The sequence below is a fragment of the Jiangella asiatica genome (assembly GCF_004349065.1).
Classification (GTDB): domain Bacteria; phylum Actinomycetota; class Actinomycetes; order Jiangellales; family Jiangellaceae; genus Jiangella; species Jiangella asiatica.
The window spans coordinates 36693-54344 of record NZ_SMKZ01000048.1; the positions used below are offsets into that span (position 1 = coordinate 36693).

The 17652-nt window shown below is 72.0% G+C and carries 14 protein-coding genes and 1 pseudogene; 7 read left to right on the forward strand and 8 right to left on the reverse strand.

Going from position 1 to position 17652, the window contains the following annotated elements; all coding sequences use genetic code 11:
• Nucleotides 1-14: 14 nt before the first annotated feature.
• Together E1269_RS25100 and E1269_RS25105 are read left to right on the forward strand one after the other, a co-directional pair.
• On the forward strand, nucleotides 15-959 hold the full coding sequence (locus E1269_RS25100; protein WP_131899725.1) for an NAD-dependent epimerase/dehydratase family protein: 945 nt from the start codon (nucleotides 15-17) through the stop codon (nucleotides 957-959).
• 6 nt (nucleotides 960-965) lie between these two features.
• Entirely contained in the window at nucleotides 966-1883 is a 918-nt protein-coding gene (locus E1269_RS25105) for an RNA polymerase sigma-70 factor (protein ID WP_131899727.1), read from the forward strand.
• A gap of 20 nt (nucleotides 1884-1903) precedes the next feature.
• Here E1269_RS25105 and lpdA read toward each other — a convergent pair whose 3' ends face one another.
• The 3 genes from lpdA to E1269_RS25120 all read right to left on the reverse strand — a co-directional run bounded on the left by lpdA (nucleotide 1904) and on the right by E1269_RS25120 (nucleotide 5892).
• A complete protein-coding gene (lpdA, locus tag E1269_RS25110; RefSeq protein WP_131899729.1) occupies nucleotides 1904-3316 on the reverse strand; it encodes a dihydrolipoyl dehydrogenase in 1413 nt (470 codons plus the stop codon).
• A 91-nt stretch (nucleotides 3317-3407) separates the two neighbouring features.
• Entirely contained in the window at nucleotides 3408-4103 is a 696-nt protein-coding gene (gene nucS, locus E1269_RS25115; RefSeq protein ID WP_131899749.1) for an endonuclease NucS, read from the reverse strand.
• Between the two features lie 115 nt (nucleotides 4104-4218).
• Nucleotides 4219-5892 carry an alpha/beta fold hydrolase gene (locus E1269_RS25120; RefSeq protein ID WP_131899731.1) on the reverse strand — a complete coding sequence of 558 codons (1674 nt, stop codon included), beginning with the start codon at nucleotides 5890-5892 and terminating at the stop codon, nucleotides 4219-4221.
• Between the two features lie 33 nt (nucleotides 5893-5925).
• Between E1269_RS25120 and E1269_RS25125 the strand changes: the two genes are divergently transcribed.
• Nucleotides 5926-6147 (forward strand): hypothetical protein, encoded by a 222-nt coding sequence (locus E1269_RS25125; RefSeq protein ID WP_131899733.1) that lies wholly within the window; start codon nucleotides 5926-5928, stop codon nucleotides 6145-6147.
• A complete protein-coding gene (locus E1269_RS25130; RefSeq protein WP_131899735.1) occupies nucleotides 6137-6319 on the forward strand; it encodes a hypothetical protein in 183 nt (60 codons plus the stop codon). Before E1269_RS25125 ends, E1269_RS25130 begins: the two co-directional genes overlap by 11 nt.
• 40 nt (nucleotides 6320-6359) lie before the next feature.
• On the opposite strand, the gene E1269_RS25135 is transcribed toward E1269_RS25130, so the two are convergent.
• The 5 genes and pseudogenes from E1269_RS25135 to E1269_RS34375 all read right to left on the reverse strand — a co-directional run bounded on the left by E1269_RS25135 (nucleotide 6360) and on the right by E1269_RS34375 (nucleotide 13690).
• Nucleotides 6360-9764, reverse strand: coding sequence for an error-prone DNA polymerase (locus E1269_RS25135; protein WP_131899737.1), 3405 nt, complete (start codon nucleotides 9762-9764; stop codon nucleotides 6360-6362).
• Between the two features lie 25 nt (nucleotides 9765-9789).
• Nucleotides 9790-11367, reverse strand: coding sequence for a DNA polymerase Y family protein (locus E1269_RS25140; RefSeq protein WP_131899739.1), 1578 nt, complete (start codon nucleotides 11365-11367; stop codon nucleotides 9790-9792).
• The gene (locus E1269_RS25145; RefSeq protein ID WP_239001020.1) at nucleotides 11364-12011 is read right to left on the reverse strand and encodes a hypothetical protein; all 648 of its coding nucleotides are present in this window, start codon (nucleotides 12009-12011) and stop codon (nucleotides 11364-11366) included. The genes E1269_RS25140 and E1269_RS25145 overlap by 4 nt, the downstream gene beginning before the upstream one ends.
• A gap of 86 nt (nucleotides 12012-12097) precedes the next feature.
• Nucleotides 12098-12817 (reverse strand): DinB family protein, encoded by a 720-nt coding sequence (locus tag E1269_RS25150; protein WP_131899741.1) that lies wholly within the window; start codon nucleotides 12815-12817, stop codon nucleotides 12098-12100.
• Between the two features lie 30 nt (nucleotides 12818-12847).
• Nucleotides 12848-13690: pseudogene (locus E1269_RS34375) on the reverse strand (inositol monophosphatase family protein).
• A 186-nt stretch (nucleotides 13691-13876) separates the two neighbouring features.
• Between E1269_RS34375 and E1269_RS25160 the strand changes: the two are divergent.
• The 3 genes from E1269_RS25160 to E1269_RS25170 all read left to right on the forward strand — a co-directional run.
• Entirely contained in the window at nucleotides 13877-14494 is a 618-nt protein-coding gene (locus E1269_RS25160) for a GNAT family N-acetyltransferase (protein WP_203434052.1), read from the forward strand.
• 10 nt (nucleotides 14495-14504) lie between these two features.
• The gene (locus E1269_RS25165; RefSeq protein WP_203434053.1) at nucleotides 14505-16667 is read left to right on the forward strand and encodes a prolyl oligopeptidase family serine peptidase; all 2163 of its coding nucleotides are present in this window, start codon (nucleotides 14505-14507) and stop codon (nucleotides 16665-16667) included.
• Nucleotides 16664-17652: mechanosensitive ion channel family protein (locus tag E1269_RS25170; protein WP_131899743.1), on the forward strand; the 989-nt coding region annotated here is incomplete at its 3' end. The genes E1269_RS25165 and E1269_RS25170, both read left to right, overlap by 4 nt.

Here is a 17652-nt window from a genome sequence, read left to right on the forward strand (position 1 = left end):
CGAACGGAGACGTGATGAGGATCTTCATCGCCGGAGCATCCGGCGCGATCGGCAGGCACCTCGTACCTCAGCTCGTGGCGCGCGGCCACGAGGTGGTCGGCACCACCCGCTCGGCGGCCAAGACCGGCGCGCTGCGCGCGCTCGGCGCCGAGCCGGTCATCGTCGACGCGCTCGACCCGGACTCGGTGGCCGACGTGGTGGCCAGGGCCGAGCCCGAGGTGATCGTCCATCAGCTCACCGCGCTGAGCGGACCGGCGGACTTCCGGCACGCGAAGAAGATGGCGGCCGCCACCAACCGGCTGCGAACCGTCGGCACCGATCACCTGCTGGCCGCCGCGCGCGCCGTCGGCGTCCGCAGGTTCGTGGCGCAGAGCAACGCTCTGTGGATGGAACGTGCCGGCGGGCCGGTCGCCGACGAGGACGGCAGGCTCGAGCCGAACCCGCCCAAGGACATGGAGGAGTCGGTGGCCGCGCTGCGCCACCTGGAGGAGACGGTGACCAGCATCAGCTGGGCCGACGGCATCGCGATTCGCTACGGTGCGTTCTACGGTGCCGGCACCGACATCAGCGCCGCGCCGGACGCCGTCATGGCCGGCCTGATCCGCAAGCGGAGGTTCCCGATCATCGGCGACGGCGGCGGCGTGTGGTCGCTGATCCACATCACCGATGCCGCGTCGGCCACGGTCGCGGCCATCGAACGCGGCAAGCCCGGCATCTATCACGTCGCCGACGACGACCCGGCGCCCGTGCGCGACTGGCTGCCGGACCTGGCCCGCGCGCTCGGCGGCGGACCGCCCCGCCGGGTACCCGCCTGGCTGGTGCGCCTGGTGGCCGGCAAGGGCCCGGTGAACCTGATGACGCAGGCCCGCGGGATCGCCACCGGAAAGACCAAGCGCGAGCTGGACTGGACGCCGTCGTACCCTAGCTGGCGCACGGGTTTCACCGAGGGAATGAGCTAGGCCGACATGTCCGCCTCGGATCACTACGAGGAGCTGCGGCCGCGGGCGTTCGCCATCGCCTACCGGATGCTCGGCAGCGTCAGCGAGGCCGAGGACGTGGTGCAGGAGGCGTTCCTGCGGCTGCACCAGACCCTGCGGCGGGACGAGCGGATTGCGTCGCCGCGGGCCTACATCGCCACGCTGGTCACTCGGCTGGCCATCGACCAGCTGCGCTCGGCCCGGGCACGGCGGGAGCGGTATGCCGGCGAGTGGATACCGGAACCACTGGTCACCGATCCTTCCCCGGCCGACCACGCCGAGACGGCAGACTCGCTGTCGTTGGCCTTCCTGGTGCTGCTGGAGAACCTGACGCCGCAGCAGCGGGCCGCGTTCCTGCTGCGCGAGGTGTTCGAGTACCCGTATCCGGAGGTCGCCGAGATCATCGGCACCAACGTGGACAGCACCCGGCACCTGGTCGCACGGGCACGCGATCACGTCCAGGAGCGGCGGCCGCGCTACCACGCCTCTCGGCGGCAGCGACAGGAGCTGGCTCGGCGCTTCTTCGCCGCCGCCAGGCAAGGCGACCTGCCCGGGCTGGAGGCCCTGCTGGCACAGGACGTGACACTCCACGCCGACGGCGGCGGGAAGGTGCCGGCCCTGGCCCGGCCCATCGACGGCCGGGAGCGCGTCGTCCGGACCTTCTCGGCCGGGATGTCCATGTTCGCGCGCTTCGATGTGCGCGTCCAGGTCACCGAGGTCAACGGCCAGCCCGGCGCGTTGGCGATCGACGCGCAGGACCGCCTGGTCGGCGTGATGGCACTGGACATCGCCGACGGCCGCGTCCAGGCCATTCACTCCGTCGCCAACCCCGACAAGCTTCAGCACGTCCGACTCGGCTCCCTTCTGCCCCAGGCCGCCGCCTCGGCGCCGACGTCTGACCCGTGAAGGGTGGGTGCGACTTGGACTCACATGTTGATCATGTGACCGGCGATGCCGTGGATGGCCTCCTTGACCGCTTCGGAGAGGGTCGGGTGGGCGTGGATATTGCGTGCGACCTCGTCGGCGGTGAGGTCCCAGAGCTGGGCGAGGGTGAGCTCGGGCAGGAGCTCGGTGACGTCCGGGCCGATCAGGTGGGCGCCGAGGAGCTCGTTGTGCCCGGCGTCGGCGACGATCTTGACGAAGCCGACGGGCTCGCCGAGGCCGTGGGCCTTGCCGTTGGCCATGAAGGGGAACTTCGCGACCTTGACCTCGTGGCCGAGCTTCTTCGCCTGCTCCTCGGTGTAGCCGAAGCTGGCGACCTGCGGCTGGCAGTACGTCGCGCGCGGGATCATGTCGTAGTCGATCGGCATGGTCTCGGCGCCGGCGATGGTCTCGGCGGCGACGACGGCCATGGCCTCGGCCGCGTGGGCCAGCAGGAGCTTGCCGGTGACGTCGCCGATCGCGTAGATGCTGGGCACGCTGGTGCGCAGGTACTCGTCGACCTGGATGGCGCCGCGCTCGGTCACCGTGACGCCGGCCTTGTCCAGGCCGTAGCCCTCGACGCGCGGGGCGAAGCCGATGGCCTGCAGGACCTTGTCGGCCTCGAGGACCTCCTGCTTGTCGCCAGTTGTCACGGTCACGCGAACGGGGTTACCAGGGTTGCCGCTGTCGTCGATGGAGTCGACCCGGGTGGACGTGCGCACGTCCACCCCGAGCTTCTTGTACTGGCGGGCCAGCTCCTTGGAGACCTCGGGGTCCTCCAGCGGCAGCATGCGGTCGAGGAACTCGACGACGGTGACGTCGACGCCGTAGTTGGCCAGGACGTAGGCGAACTCGACACCGATGGCGCCCGCGCCGGCGATGATGATGCTGCCGGGCAGCTCGCTCTCGAGGATCTGCTCCTCGTAGGTGACGACGCGCTCGCTGAGCTGGGTGCCGGGCAACAGCCGGGTCGCGGCGCCGGCGGCGATGATGCAGTGGTCGAACGTGACCGTGTCGGTGCCGCCGTCGTTCAGCTTGACCTCGAGGGTGTTGGCGTCGGTGAACGTGCCCCACCCGTCGATCTCGGTGATGCCGTTCTTCTTCATCAGGTAGTGGATGCCCTTGACCCGGCCGTCGGCGACCGTGCGGCTGCGCTCGTACGCCTTCGAGTAGTCCGCCGTGATCTCGCCCTCGATGGTGATGCCGAAGGTCTTCTGGGCCTCGTTCTTGATGATGTGGGTGAGCTCCGCGTTGCGCAGCAGCGCCTTACTCGGGATACACCCCACGTTGAGGCAGACCCCGCCCCAGTACTTGGCCTCGACGACGGCCACCGACTTGCCCAGCTGGGCCGCCCGGACGGCCGCGGTGTACCCGCCGGGTCCGGCACCCAGGACGACGACATCGAAGTGCGCACTCATGATGCACAGCCTAGATGGACCCACCCCTCGCGACGGTGTGAGCTGGCCGACTCTTGGGTGAGCCAGACCACGGCGACGACGAAGGACCGGGTCAGAACAGCCGCGTGCTCGGGTCGTCGACCCCGCGCAAGGCGTCGTAGTCGACGGTGAGGCAGGTGATGCCGCGATCGACGGCGAGCGTGCGGGCCTGCGGCTTGATCTCCTGCGCGGCGAACACGCCCCGGACCGGTGCGAGCAGCGGGTCGCGGTTGAGCAGCTCCAGGTAGCGGGTCAGCTGCTCGACGCCGTCGATCTCGCCGCGCCGCTTCACCTCGACGGCGACGGCGACACCTTCGTCGTCGCGGCACAACAGGTCGACAGGGCCGATGGGCGTCGGGTACTCGCGCCGGACCAGCCGCCACCCGGCGCCGAACGTCTCGACCTGATCGGCCAGCAGCACCTGGAGGTGCGCCTCGACCCCGTCCTTGACCAGCCCGGGGTCGACGCCGAGGTCATGGCTGGAGTCGTGGGCGACCTCGTGCAGCCGCACGACGAGGCGGTCGTCGGTCTTGCCGTTCTGCACGGTCCACACCGCCGTGACGCCGTCGGCCCGCTCGGCGTCGTCGGGCTCGGCGACGGTGAGGGTGCACGGCGGGCTCATCCAGTTCAGCGGCTTGTACGAGCCGCCGTCGGAGTGCACGAGCACACTGCCGTCCGCCTTGACCATGATCAGTCTGGTGGCGAGGGGCAGGTGAGCGGTCAGCCGGCCGGCGTAGTCCACGCTGCAGGTGGCGATGACAAGCCTGATGCCACACCTCCGGGGTCGCGGTCTTCGCCGCAACTGTAGACGGCTCCTGGTGACGACCCGACCGCCACGCCGTAGTCAGAACCCTAGGAGGGTGATCGCGGGCGCCAGCCGGTCTTCACGCGGTCAGCGCGGCGGCCAAGGCATCGTGCTGGGTCAGGAACCAGGCGTGGCTGCGCTTGATGTTGTCGCCGGCACCGTCGGCCCACATGCGCGCCCAGCCGCCGCCGTCGCGCTCGGCCCGGAACTTCATGGTGTGCCACGTGCGGGCGAACCGGCGGTCGACGACGGCGAGCAGGTCGCGACGCTGGTCGGCGTCGAGTCCGTAGGCGTCTGCGAAGGCCCGCATGCGGTGCCCGGGGTCGGCGTCGCGCAGGGCGGGGTCGCGGTCGTCGGGAGCACTGAGCGGCGCCCAGTAGCGCAACGTCGTGGCGACGTCGAGCAACCGCGTCGTCGGGCCGGCGAGGTCGAAGTCGACGATCCCGACCGGGCGGCCGTCGACGAAGATCGTGTTCTCGAAGGTGATGTCGTTGTGGCCGACGACGTCGTCGGTGCCGGGATCGAACGGCGGCGGCACGCCGGAGATCTCGGCCGGCCGGGGCCAGGCGACGCCGTCGGGCAGCGGTACCTCGGCGGACAGGTCGTGGAGCCGGCGCTGGATACGGGCGACCTCGCGCAGCGCGTCGTCGGTGACGGCCCACGGCGCGAGCGGCCGGCCGCCCATCTCGCCGTCGAGATAGGTGAGGATCTCCCGACCCTGCGCGTCGAAGCCGAGGAAGCGCGGCGCGTGCGGGAACCCGGCTTCCTCGAGGTGACGGAGGTAGGCGTGGATCGCGGGCGCGCCGTCGGCGGGGCGCCGGCGGACGGTGCCGCCGCGTCGGACCACGCCGTCGCTGACGTCGCCGCCGAGCAGCGGGGTCTCGACGACGCCGTCCAGAGCGTCGGCGACCTCGTCCAGGAAGGCGTCGACGGCGGCGCGGAACTCCGCCGGCCGCTCCAGCCACGGGAAATGCCCGCAGTGGTCGAGGACGGCGACGCGGCCGGCCGGGAACAACTCGCTCACCGCCCGGACCGGGGCGACGCCGGTGGTGGCGTCCTCGGCTCCGGCGACGACGAGGGTGGGCGCGGCGACGGCGCGCAGGCGCTGAGCGAGGTCGTCGGGTGGCGGGACGCTGAAGTAGGCGCGGTTGGCGGCGAGGAACCACCGGCCGCGGCGCACGTGCTCGGCGTAGGCCGGGGTCCAGGTGGCGAACGCGGTCGGGGACATCACCTGCTGCCAGGCGTAGAACCCCTCGTCGGTCAGCTCGGCGGGGCCGGCCTCCAGCGCGGCGAGGGCGGCGTCGAACGCGGGCTCACCGCGTCTGCGCTCGACGATCGCGTCGGCGTCGGACGGGACGTCGACCAGGTACGCCGTCGGCGGGGTGATCAGGATCAGCGCCGCGACGCGGTCCGGATACTGCGCGGCGTACGAGACGGCCAGCCGGGTACCGGCGGAGTGACCGGCGAGGACGACGCGGTCCACCCCGAGGTGGCGGCGCAGCGCCTCGACGTCGTCGGCCTGGCGCCAGTAGGAACCGGCTGGTGGTTCGTCGGGCGCCGGAGACTCGCCGACGCCGCGCAGGTGCGGCACCACGAGCGGGTGCTTCTCGGCCAGCCCGGCGAGGTCGCCCAGGTAGGCAGGGTGCTGGGCGGCTCCCCCGGCCAGCACGACGATGGGAGCGCCGGCGCCGGCGTCGGTGGACAGCTCGTCGTAGTGCAGGCGCGCGTCATCGGCGGCGAGATAGGTGGGCATTGACTGACGGTACGCCAGAGAGCGTTGCCAGTTGTGCCCGGTCATGCCGAGCACACGTTCGGGCACCGGTTGCTTGAGCGCTCCGCCGCGGCGGTCGCGGACGCGCTCGGCATGACAGTGACCGACGTCGAAACCGCGCTGGCGTACTGGGCCGACTACCGCGATGAGATCGACGAACTGATCTCACGCGAGCACGCCGCCCAGGACGAGGCGCTCGCGATGTGGGAACGACGACGGACGCTGGATGCCCTCTGACCGGACGATGATCCAGTTCCTCCTGGACGAGCACTACCCGGCCTGGCTCGCGGAGAACCTGACTGCGGACGGCATCGACACCGTGGCGCTGATGGCACATCGCCCCACCTCCGGGGCGCTGACGACACCCGCGTACTCGAAGCTGCGGTCGCTGAACGCCGGGTTGTCGTGACCGAGGACGTCACCACGCTCGGCGCCGCGGGGGGGCGGAGTCAGTGGAAGTCGCGGGAACGGTGCCGGGCATGCAGCGCGCGGGCGGCCTCGGGATGGAGCTCGTCCAGGGACGCCAGCTTGTCGGCGACGAGGTTGGTCACGCCGTCCTGGCGCTCGAGGACGCCCCGGATGATCATGCACGAGGCGTTGCGGGCGACCCGGCGGTGCCGATGCCAGAGCCCGGAGCCGCAGACGACGTTGAGCATCCCGGTCTCGTCCTCGAGGTTGAGGAACGTGACGCCGCCGGCGGTGCCGGGGCGCTGCCGGTGCGTGACCAGGCCGGCGACGGTGAGCCGGCGACCGGGCTCGGCGGTGGCGAGGGCGTCGATGGCGAGGATGCCCTCGCGGCGCAGGAACGACCGCAGGTGCGTCAGCGGGTGGTCCGACGGCGAGATCGAGGTGGCCCACAGGTCGGCCAAGGTCAGCTCGACGTCGCTCATGCCGGGCAGCGGCGGCGGTGCCGGTGCCGCCGAGACGGCCTCGAGCTGGTCGGCGGTTTCGGTGTAGCCGGCGTTCCACAACGCCTCCCGGCGAGTGAAGCCGAAGCCCTCGAACGCTCCCGCGGTGGCCAGCGCCTCCATCTGGCGGGTGTCCAGCCCGGCGCGGCGGGACAGGTCGGTCATGCCGGCGAACGGCCGCTCCGTGCGCGCGGCGACGATCCTGGCGGCGACGTCGGAGCCGATGCCGCGGACGGCGTCCAGGCCCAGCCGGACCGCGTAGCCGGTGTCTCGCCGGTGCTCCGGCGTGGGGTCGGGGGTGCCGTCGACCCACGCGGTCGGCTCGTGGGCCGGCTCCAGGCAGCCGGCCTGCCCGGTCGGGCCGGGCACGCCGTCCAGCTCGAGGTCGGCCACCGCGCCGGAGACCACGATGTCGGGACGGAGGATGCGCACCCCGTGCCGGCGGGCGTCGCCGACCAGGGACTGCGCGGAGTAGAACCCCATCGGCTGGGCACGCAGCAGCGCGGCGAGGAACGCGCCCGGATAGTGCAGCTTGAACCAGGAGCTGACGTAGACGAGCTTGGCGAAGCTGAGTGCGTGGCTCTCGGCGAACCCGAAGTTGGCGAAGGACAGGATCTTCTTGTAGAGCTGGTCGGCGTCGGCACCGGTGATGCCGCGCTTGGTCATGCCGGTGTAGAGCTTGTCCTTGATGCTCTCAATGCGTTCGATGCCGCGCTTGGAACCCATGGCGCGGCGCAGCAGGTCGGCGTCGTCGGGGGTGCAGTCGCCGACCGCGATGGCCATCTGCATCAGCTGCTCCTGGAACAGCGGCACACCCAGGGTGCGCAACAGCACCGGCTCCAGGTCGGGGTGCGGGTAGGTGACCTCCTCCTTGCCGGTGGCGCGGCGGATGTAGGGGTGGACCGCGCCGCCCTGGATCGGGCCGGGGCGGATGAGCGCGATCTCGATGGCCAGGTCGTAGAACTTGCGCGGCCGCAGCCGGGGCAGGGTGCCGATCTGGGCGCGGCTCTCGACCTGGAACACCCCGATGGAGTCCGCACGGCAGAGCATGTCGTAGACGGCCGGCTCCTCCTTGGGGATGCCCTGCAGCGTCCACGCCTCGCCGAGGTGCTCGGCCACGATGGTGATGACGTGGTTGAGCGCGCTCAGCATGCCCAGGCCGAGCAGGTCGAACTTGACCAGGCCCATCGACTCGCAGGCGTCCTTGTCCCACTGCAGCACGGTGCGCTTGTCCATACGGGCCCGCTCGATGGGGCACACCTCGCCGATCGGCCGCTCGGTGAGGATCATGCCACCGGAGTGGATTCCCAGGTGGCGCGGCGACCGCATCAGCTGGTTGGCGAGGTCGACCACCGGAACGGGGATCTCGTGATCGGCGGCGTCGTCCTGGGCCAGCGCCGCCCAGCTGTCGATCTGCTTGGACCAGGCGTCTTGTTGCCCCGGCGAGAAGCCCAGCGCCTTCGCGGCGTCGCGGATGGCCATCTTGGGGCGGTAGCTGATGACGTTGGCCACCTGGGCGGCGTTGTGCCGGCCATATCGGTCGTACACCCACTGGATGACGTCTTCGCGCCGGTCGGAGTCGAAGTCGACGTCGATGTCGGGCTCCTCGTCGCGGTTGGCCGAGATGAACCGCTCGAACGGCAGGCCGTAGAAGACCGAGTCGATCACGGTGACGCCGAGGGCGTAGCAGACCGCCGAGCTGGCCGCCGACCCGCGTCCCTGACAAAGGATGCCCTCGTCCCGGGCGTAGGCGACGATGTCGTGGACGATGACGAAGTAGCCGGCGAAGTCCTTCTCGTCGATGACCCGCAGCTCGTGCTCGACGCGCTCCCGGGCCTCCTTCTCGTGCGGCAGGCCGCGGTAGTACTCCTCGAAGCCCTTCTCCACCAGGACCCGTAGCCAGCTCATGGCCGTGTGGCCCTTCGGGATGTGGTGCTTCGGCAGCCGCGGACTGGCCTTGTGCAGGTCGAAGGCAAGCTCGTCGGCCAGCTCCACCGTCCGGGCCACCGCGCCGGGATAGCCGGCGAACCGGGCTGTCATCTCCTCACCCGTGCGCAGGCAGGCCGCGGACCACGCGGGCAGCCAGCCGTTCATCTCCGCCAGGCTGCGCCGGGCTCGGATAGCCGCCATCGCGGTGGCCAGCCGGTACTCGTCCGGATCGGCGTAGTGGACGTTGTTGGTGGCCACCACCGGGAGGCCTCGGTCGGCCGCCAGCCCGGCCAGCACGCGGTTGACGTCGTCGTCGACGGGGTGGCCGTGGTCGATCAGCTCGGCCACCACGTGCTCACGCCCGAACATCGCGACCAGCCGATCAAGCTCCGCCGCCGCGGCCTCGTGGCCGGCGTTGGCCAGCGCGGCCCGGACCGGCCCCTTCCGGCACCCGGTGAGCACCATCCAGTGCCCGCGCCCGCGCTCGGCCAGCTCGTCGAGGTGATAGACCGGCTTGCCCTTCTCGTCGCCGCGCAGGTGGGCGTCGGTGATGGCCGCGGCCAGCCGGTGGTAGCCCTCGACGCCGCGGGCCAGTACCAGCAGGTGCCTCCCGAGCGGGTCGGGCACGCCGTTCTGCGACGCGTCCAAGCCCAGCGACAGCTCGGCGCCGTAGATGGTCCGAAGGTTCTCCGCGGCGTACTTCTGCGCGGTCTCGGCGAACAGCGGTGCGCCGTAGAAGCCGTCGTGATCGGTCAGCGCCAGCCCGTGCAGGCCCAGCTCGATGGCGCGTTCCACCAGCCGGTCCGGGCCGCTGGCGCCGTCGAGGAAGCTGAAGTTGCTGTGGGAGTGCAGCTCGGCGTACGGCGTGATCGGGCCGTCCGGGCGGCGCACCTCCGCCTTCTGCCGGAGGGCCTTCTTGCGGCGTGAGACCGGCCCTTCCTCCGGTGGCACCGTCGACCGGTCGGACAACCGGCTCTCAAGCTCACTCCACGGTATCGGCGGGTTGTTCCACCCCATCGCTCACCCCCAGCCCGATCCGGCGCTAGTCATAGCCGGCCTCGATCCACCAGCCGTCGTCCGCGGATCGCATCAGCCAGGCGCGCCCGTCAGCACCGACGATCTGGAACCTCGCCACCCAGCACGCCGGCTCCTCCCACCACAGCTCCTCCACCGGCCACGGACCCGCCCACGCCGTGATCGGCTGCCAGTCCTCGCCGTCCTCCCGCGAACCGGCCCCACCCGGCCGGCGCCGGAACCGGGCCGGCGCCGCACTCACCGCGCCGCGGGCGGTGACCCACACCGTCCGGCCGTTGGCGTCGACGACGGTGACCGGCCGCGGCTCGGCGAAGATCAGGGCCGGGGCCGGCGGCGGCAGGCTCCCCGGCCACGGCAGCTCCACCGGACGCAGCCCGGCGCAGCGCTCACCCCACGGGACGAGGGCCTGCCGATCGGCCGGCGCCCGGCCGCCCTGCACCGTCGGGACCGTGACCGCCTGGTGGCCGAGCATGCCCTGCACCCGGGCCACCGCCCGTTCGACGCGTTCATCGGTGCCACCACCCCACAGGCCGGCGGCGTGGGCGCCGGTGGGCTCGACCGTCTCGGGGACGAACCGCACCAGCTCGACCGGCGCCGTCACCCCCATGCCCTCCGACCGGCCCCGCAGCTGCCCGCGCAGCTGCCAGTGCACCCGGTCGACCAGGTCGGCACTGCCGAACCAACGCGAATGCGCCCAGCTACGCACCGAGGCCACCGCGTGGTCGCACTCGGCCTCGACCCGCACTTCGGTGCAGACCAGGCCGCGGTCGGCCAGCTGGGTGACGAACCGTTCGGAGGTCTGACGCACGCTGAAACACACCGCCTCGACAGTGGTCAGCGGCGGCTCGAACCGCACCTGGCAGGCCAGTTCGGGCGGCGGGGTCCGCGCGCCCAGCAGCGACTCGTCGTTGCCGCGGGCGAGGCGGTGGACCTTCGCGCCGTAGCTGCCGAACCGGGCCTGGACGTCGCGGGCGGACAGCCGCGCGAAGTCGCCGAGGGTGCTCAGCCCCAGCCGCCGCAGCAGGCCGGCCACATCGGCGTCGTCGATGACCCCGACCGGCAGCTCCCGCAGGAACGGCGCCGACCCGCCCGTCTCGACCACGAAGGTGTCTTGTGGTTCGGCCCGGCGGGCCGCCTGCTCGGCGGTGAACAGGTCGTCGGCGACGCCGATCCGGCAGTCCCACACGCCCAGCCCGACCAGGCGCTCGGCGATCACCGCGCCGGCGGCGAGCTCACCGCCGTAGAAGCGGCCCGGCGCGCGGACGGCCAGCAGCCCCGGCCGCAGCGGCGCGACACCCGGCCGCAGCTCCTCGACCGCCACCAGCACCGGCTCGAACGCGCGCGCGTCGCGGTCGGGGTTGTCGTCGACGAGCATCAGCTCGGGACAGCGGGACTGGGCGTCGCGGCGCCGCATCGCCCGACGCACGCCCTCGTCGCGAGCGGCCTCGTTGCAGGCGACGACGGTGTTGTGGGCCAGCACCGCGGCCGGTGTGCCGGTGCCGATGCCCTCTTCGTTCATCGCCGCCACCACCGGCCAGTCCGGGCACCAGACCACCAGCACCCGGCGCCTGGGACCGTCGCTCATCCGGCCACCTCCAGTGCCGCCAGGTCCGCACCCGACACCGAGCCGTCCGGCCCCGGAAGCCACAGCCACACCGACCGGGGCCGGGCGCTGGCACCCCGTCCGGACGCCTCGACCCTCACCCGCTGGCCGCGCAGGTACCCGCCGCCGTGCTCGACGCCGACCCACAACGACGACGCCACCCGCAGCCGGGTCTGCGCGCCCTCCCACTCGCCCAGCACGACCAGCGCCGAGCCGTGCCGGCGGGCCAGCGCGACCAGCCGACGCGCCAACTGCCCCGTCACCTGGACCGGCGGCCGCACCAGGACGACCTCGGCCGCGGTCAGCAACACGGCGACGACCTCGGCCCACTGCTCCCCCGGGTCGACCACCAGCACCACACGATCCAGGTCGGCACCCATGTCCGCCGCGGCCAGCACCCCGAACTCGGGCATGCCGACCACCGCGCACCACGCACCGGCCGCCGACGCACCCGCCAGCAACGCCAGCGGCAGCATGCCAGTGCCGCTCACCGAGACCACCTGACCACGGCGCAGCCCGGTGAGAAGCTTGCGCAGGGCGGGCAGGACCGACACGTGCTCGACCGGCTCCGCGAGCCCCGCACTCGCCAGCGCCGCCTCGGCCTGCTCAAGCCCCCGACTCGTCACCCACCCATCGTCGAACGTGTGTTCGACCACTGTCAAGTCGGCTGCTCAACTTTCTGCCAGGGCTCGATCGTGGGTAGAGCCGGCGCCTACTTGGGAGCCGTGAAGCGGGCCCGCCAGAGGTCACGGAGCAGCGCGATCTCGGCCATGTGGTGGATGAACTCGAGGTTCGCACCCCACAGCACGGAGATGAACGGCTCGTCGGGGTCGGAGCCGTACGGGTACTGCGAGAAGCCGACCGTGTCGAGCTGCTCCTCGGTCATGGCGGCGACGCTGTCGCGCCAGCGGTCCATCACCGCCCAGAACCGCTCGACCGCCTCGGCGGCGGAGGGGGTGAAGTCGACCAGCAGCTTCGGCTCCTGCCGCCGCGCACCGAAGGTCCACTCCCATTGGCCCGCGAAACCGAAATGCAGGTGCCCCAGCCGCCACGCGATGGTGGTGATCGGCGCCTCGTCCGGCTCCGGCGGACCGGTGTGGGCGAGAACCTCCTCGACCCTCTCGACGCTCACGCTCCAGTCGTCGGCGATCTTGTCGACCGTCATGCCGCTGGCGGCCTGCCGGGCGATCTCGGCGTACTCGCTCGCCGGGATGTCCGGGACGCCGAGGTCGAGTACCCATTCGCCCGGCCCGAACGCCCTCGGCGTCGCAGCCTCGTCGCGGCGCCGGATCGACCAGCAGCCCGGCACGGGCTCCCACAGGTACTCCTCGTCGCCGAGCCCCAGCAGCCGCACCTCGGCCATGTCCCTGGCTTTGTCGTGCTGGTCGAGCAACAGGCCCAGACGGTCGGTCCGCACCCCTGCGATCTCCATGCCCACGCCTCCCTCTCAATGCGCGCGAGGCTAACCGCTCGAGTCGCGGGGCGCGACCGCATTCCTCGCCGGCGAAGCGGCGGTGAACTGCCGGTCGACGACGGCCAACACTGCCGCGTGTGTCGCCTGGTCCGCCGCCACGACGAGCCCGCCGACGCCGGAGTGCAGCGGCTGTCCTCGCAGACCCGTGACCACGCATCCCGCGGCCTGGCACACCGCGATCCCACTGGCGAAGTGCACGCTGTCACGCAGGTCCCCATCGGTGACGTAGGCGGCCCGACGGCCGGCGGCGACCCACGCGACCGCCAGGCTGGTGGACACGACCCGCGGCCGGAACCGGTCGGTGAACTCCGCCTCCGCCAGCAGGCGCACGGCCCGGAACGCGGGGCTGTTGGGAAACGGCGGGTCGAGGTTGACGTCCACCAGCCGTGAGTCCGCCGACGGCGTCAGCCTCGTGTCCGCGCCGTCCCGCCGGACCTACGCGCGACCGCCGTCGGCCCAGAAGACCTCTCCGGCGAAGGGGTCGGCCGACACCCCCACGTCGACGTCAGCGCCCAGCCGGAGTGCGACGTTGACCGCCACCAGGGTGGTTCGAGCGGCGTAGTTCAGCGTGCCGCAGAGCGGGTCGACCAGCCAGGTGCGCTCGGCGTGCGGATCACCGGTTCGCCCGCTCTCCTCCCCGACGACGGCATCGCCCGGGCGTGCTGCCCCAAGTACGTCGATCACCGCCTGCTCCGACTCGACGTCGGCGGCGGTGGCGAAGTCCGTCGGAGACTTCTCCAGCCGGGCCAGCGGCTGGCCGTACCGCCGGAGCACCACAGCCGCGCCTGCCTCCGCCGCCGCGATGGCCACCTCCCAATCCGTGACAGGCATGCACCGAACGATAGGGCTCTTCCGCTGCTTCCGTGGGTGCGCCTGGCCTCGAATGATCACGTTCAGCACGAGATCTCGTGTCGCACCATGCTCGCAACCATGGTGAGGCTCGGGGGATCCTGCTGAACGTGATCATTTCGAGGCCACGGCGCGAACAGCCGGCACCGGTACGCACGGAGCCACCGGATGACGCATGATCAGGGGATGCTGAACCGGACACCCGTGGTGCGCGAGGCACACGCCTCCGACCTCCACGCCGTCGCCGACGTCCTCGCCACCGCCTTCGATGCCGACCCGCTGATGCGCTTCATCGTCCCGGCCGACGGCTACCGCCGCCGGGTCGCCACCCTGTTCGCATTCGAGGCCGCGCTGAGCCCGGCGTGGGTGGCCGTCGACGACGGACGGGTCACCGGTGCCGCGTTGTGGGCGCCGCCAGGTCACCGGCCGAGCCCGCTGGCGCTGCTACGACACAGCCCGAAGGTGGTCCGGACGTTCGGGTCGCGCATGCTCACCGCGGCCCGCCTGTTCCGCATCGTCGAGCAGGCTCACCCGAAGACTCCGCCGCACTGGTACCTGCAGACGCTCGGGGCTGCCGAGCAGGGCCGAGGCATCGGCGGTGCGCTGCTGCGCGACGGCCTGGCGCGGGTCGACGCGGCCGGGCTGCCGGCATATCTGGAGTCCTCGGCGCCGGGCAACGTCCCCATCTACGAGCGGTACGGGTTCCGCGTGACCGGTGAGATCGCCCTGCCCGGGGGTCCGAGCCTCGTCCCCATGTGGCGCGAGCCTGTCGGCGCGTCCGATTAAGGTCGGGTACGTGGCTTCCGACATCTCGATCTATCCGACCGCGCCGCGCGGCGACGACTCCGACGTCCTGCACGGCATCACGGTGCCCGACCCGTTCCGCACGTTGGAGGACGAGGCGGACCCGTCCACACAGGCGTGGTCCAAGGCACAGTCGGTCCTGCTCGACGAGCACCGCGCCCGCTGGGGCCTGCGCGAGCGGTTCCGCTTCCGGCTGGGCGAGCTGCTGCGGGCCGGCTCCGTCGGCACGCCGGTCTGGCGCGGCGAGCGGCGGTTCCACACCCGCCGGGCTCCCGACCAGGAGCACGCGGTGCTGCTCACGACGGGCGCCGACGACGTCGAGCGCGTGCTCGTCGACCCCGTCGCCCTCGACCCCACCGGCGCCACCACGCTCGACACCTGGCAGCCATCCAAGGAGGGCCACCTACTGGCCTACCAGATGTCCGAGGGCGGCACCGAGGAGTCGGTGCTGCGGGTGCTCGAGGTCGATTCCGGCGAGGTCGTGGACGGGCCGATCGACCGTGCCCGCTACTCCCCGGTCGCGTGGCTGCCCGGCGGCGAGGCGTTCTACTACGTGCGCCGGCTGCCCGCCGACGCCGTCCCGGCGGGCGAGGACCAGTTCCACCGCCGTATCTACCTGCACCGGCTCGGCACCGACACCGCCAGCGACGTCGAGATCTTCGGCGACGGCATGGAGAAGACCAACTACTACGGCGTCTCGGTCAGCCGCGACGGCCGGTGGCTGGTCGTCAGCGCCGCTCAGGGCACCGCGCCGCGCAACGACGTCTGGATCGCCGACCTCGCCGGTGACGACGCCGACCCGGCGGCACCCCGCCTGCGGCCGGTCATCGTCGGCACCGACGCCAAGTCCGGCCTGCACGTGGGTCGCGACGGGCGCCTCTACGTCTGGACCGACCTCGACGCGCCGCGCGGCCGGCTCGCCGTCACCGACCCCACCACGCCCGAGCCGGAGCACTGGCGCGACCTGCTGCCGGAAGACCCGGACGCGGTGCTCGAGGACTTCGCCCTGCTCGACGGCGACGAGCTCGACCAGCCCGTGCTGCTCGTCGCGCGCACCCGGCACGCCGTCACCGAGGTCACCGCACACGACCTCGGCACCGGCCGGCCGCTGCACACGCTCGAGCTGCCCGGCATCGGCAGCGCGGGCGGCCTGTCCGAGCGTCCCGAGGGGGGTCACGAGGCGTGGTTCGGCTACACCGACCACACCGTCCCCGCCCGGGTGCTGCACTACGACGCCCGTACTCGCGCCGTCACCACCTGGGCGGACGCGCCGGGCGAGATCGAGCTCCGTGCCGTCACCTCACAGCAGGTCACCTACCGCTCCAAGGACGGCACCGAGGTCCGCATGGTCATCGTGTCGCCGGCTTCGAGCCAGGACGAGGGCGGGGGGCGGCCGGTGCGGCCCGCCGTCCTATACGGCTACGGCGGCTTCAACATCGCGCTGACCCCGGCATACTCGGCTAGCATCCTCGCCTGGGTCGAGGCCGGCGGCGTCTGGGCGGTCGCCAACCTGCGCGGCGGCTCCGAGGAGGGCGAGGAGTGGCACCGCGCCGGCATGCGCGCCAACAAGCAGAACGTCTTCGACGACTTCCACGCCGCGGCCGAGTACCTGGTCGCGCAGGGGTGGACGACACCGGAGCAGCTGGCCATCAGCGGCGGTTCCAATGGCGGCCTGCTGGTCGGTGCCGCGCTGACCCAGCGCCCGGAGCTGTACCGGGCTGTCGTCTGCTCCGCGCCGCTGCTGGACATGGTGAGGTACGAGAAGTTCGGGCTCGGCGCGACGTGGAACGACGAGTACGGCACCACCGCCGACCCCGAGGAGCTGGGCTGGCTGCTCGGCTACTCGCCCTACCACCACGTTCACGAGGGCACTGTGTACCCGTCGGTGCTGTTCACCGTGTTCGACGGCGACACCCGTGTCGACACGATGCACGCCCGCAAGATGGCCGCCGCGCTGCAGGCAGCGACGGCGGGCGACCCCGCTGAGCGGCCGATCCTGCTGCGCGCGGAAGGCAACGTCGGGCACGGCGCCCGGGCCGTCTCGCGCACGGTCGACCTCAGCGCCGACCAGCTCGGCTTTCTCGCCGCCCAGCTGGGCCTGAGCGGCGCGCCAAGCGGCGGCGCGGGTGTCCAGCCGGACCGGGAGGCCGGATGATCCCTGCTGCCGTGATCGCCGCCGCGATCGTGCCGGTGGCGGCGATCCCCGCTGCCGACGCCACCGACGGCGACCGGTTCTCCGGTGAGTGGTGGGCCGACGTCCTGCTCGACGTGCCCCTCCGGCTGGCCGGGCTGGTCCTCATCGCCGTCGTCGTCCGTTACCTGCTGCACAAGATCATCGACCGGATGGTGCGGCGGACGGTGGAGAAGGCGCCGCCGAAGGAGGTGCTCGGGTCGGCACGGGCCGCCCGCATCGTGTTCGGTGGCACCGGCGCGTACTCGCAGCGGCGGGCTCTGCGCGCGGAGACCCTCGGGTCGGTGCTGCGCAGCATCTCCACCGTGGTCATCGGCGCCATTACCATCGTGATGGGGCTGGAGATGCTCGGCTACTCCATCGGCCCGGTGCTGGCTTCGGCCGGGGTGGTCGGCGTCGCGCTCGGCTTCGGCGCGCAGAACCTGGTCAAGGACTTCCTGGCCGGAACGGCCATGCTGCTGGAGGATCAGTACGGCGTCGGCGACGTCGTCGACATGGGGCACGCCGTGGGCACCGTCGAGTCGGTCAGCCTGCGCATCACCCGCCTGCGCGACGTCGACGGCACCGTCTGGTACGTCCGCAACGGCGAGGTCATGCGGCTGGGCAACTCCTCCTACGGCTGGGCACGGGCCGTCCTCGACGTCCAGGTGAGCAACGAGGCCGACGTCACCCGGGCGCGGCGGCTGCTGGAAGAGATCGCACAGGAGCTGGCCGCCGAGGACGCGTGGGACGACATCATCCTCGAGCGCCCCGAGGTCTGGGGTGTCGAGGACCTCCAGGCCGACCACGTCCTCATCCGGCTCGTCGTCAAGACCAAGCCGCTGGAGCAGTGGCGGGTCGCCCGGGAGCTGCGCGAGCGCATCAAGCGCCGGTTCGACGAGGCTCAGCTCGCGCTGCCGGTGGCCACCGAAGGGGCGCGCGAGGACATGGAGCACGCCACCTCCTCGCC

Bases quoted from the DNA above. Each gene is read 5' to 3' on its own strand.
- E1269_RS25135 (WP_131899737.1), bottom strand. From the start codon at position 9,764: ATGGGGTGGAACAACCCGCCGATACCGTGGAGTGAGCTTGAGAGCCGG.
- E1269_RS25105 (WP_131899727.1), top strand. From the start codon at position 966: ATGTCCGCCTCGGATCACTACGAGGAGCTGCGGCCGCGGGCGTTCGCC.
- E1269_RS25160 (WP_203434052.1), top strand. From the start codon at position 13,877: ATGACGCATGATCAGGGGATGCTGAACCGGACACCCGTGGTGCGCGAG.
- E1269_RS25120 (WP_131899731.1), bottom strand. From the start codon at position 5,892: ATGCCCACCTATCTCGCCGCCGATGACGCGCGCCTGCACTACGACGAG.
- lpdA (WP_131899729.1), bottom strand. From the start codon at position 3,316: ATGAGTGCGCACTTCGATGTCGTCGTCCTGGGTGCCGGACCCGGCGGG.
- E1269_RS25130 (WP_131899735.1), top strand. From the start codon at position 6,137: ATGCCCTCTGACCGGACGATGATCCAGTTCCTCCTGGACGAGCACTAC.
- E1269_RS25140 (WP_131899739.1), bottom strand. From the start codon at position 11,367: ATGAGCGACGGTCCCAGGCGCCGGGTGCTGGTGGTCTGGTGCCCGGAC.
- E1269_RS25150 (WP_131899741.1), bottom strand. From the start codon at position 12,817: ATGGAGATCGCAGGGGTGCGGACCGACCGTCTGGGCCTGTTGCTCGAC.
- E1269_RS25100 (WP_131899725.1), top strand. From the start codon at position 15: ATGAGGATCTTCATCGCCGGAGCATCCGGCGCGATCGGCAGGCACCTC.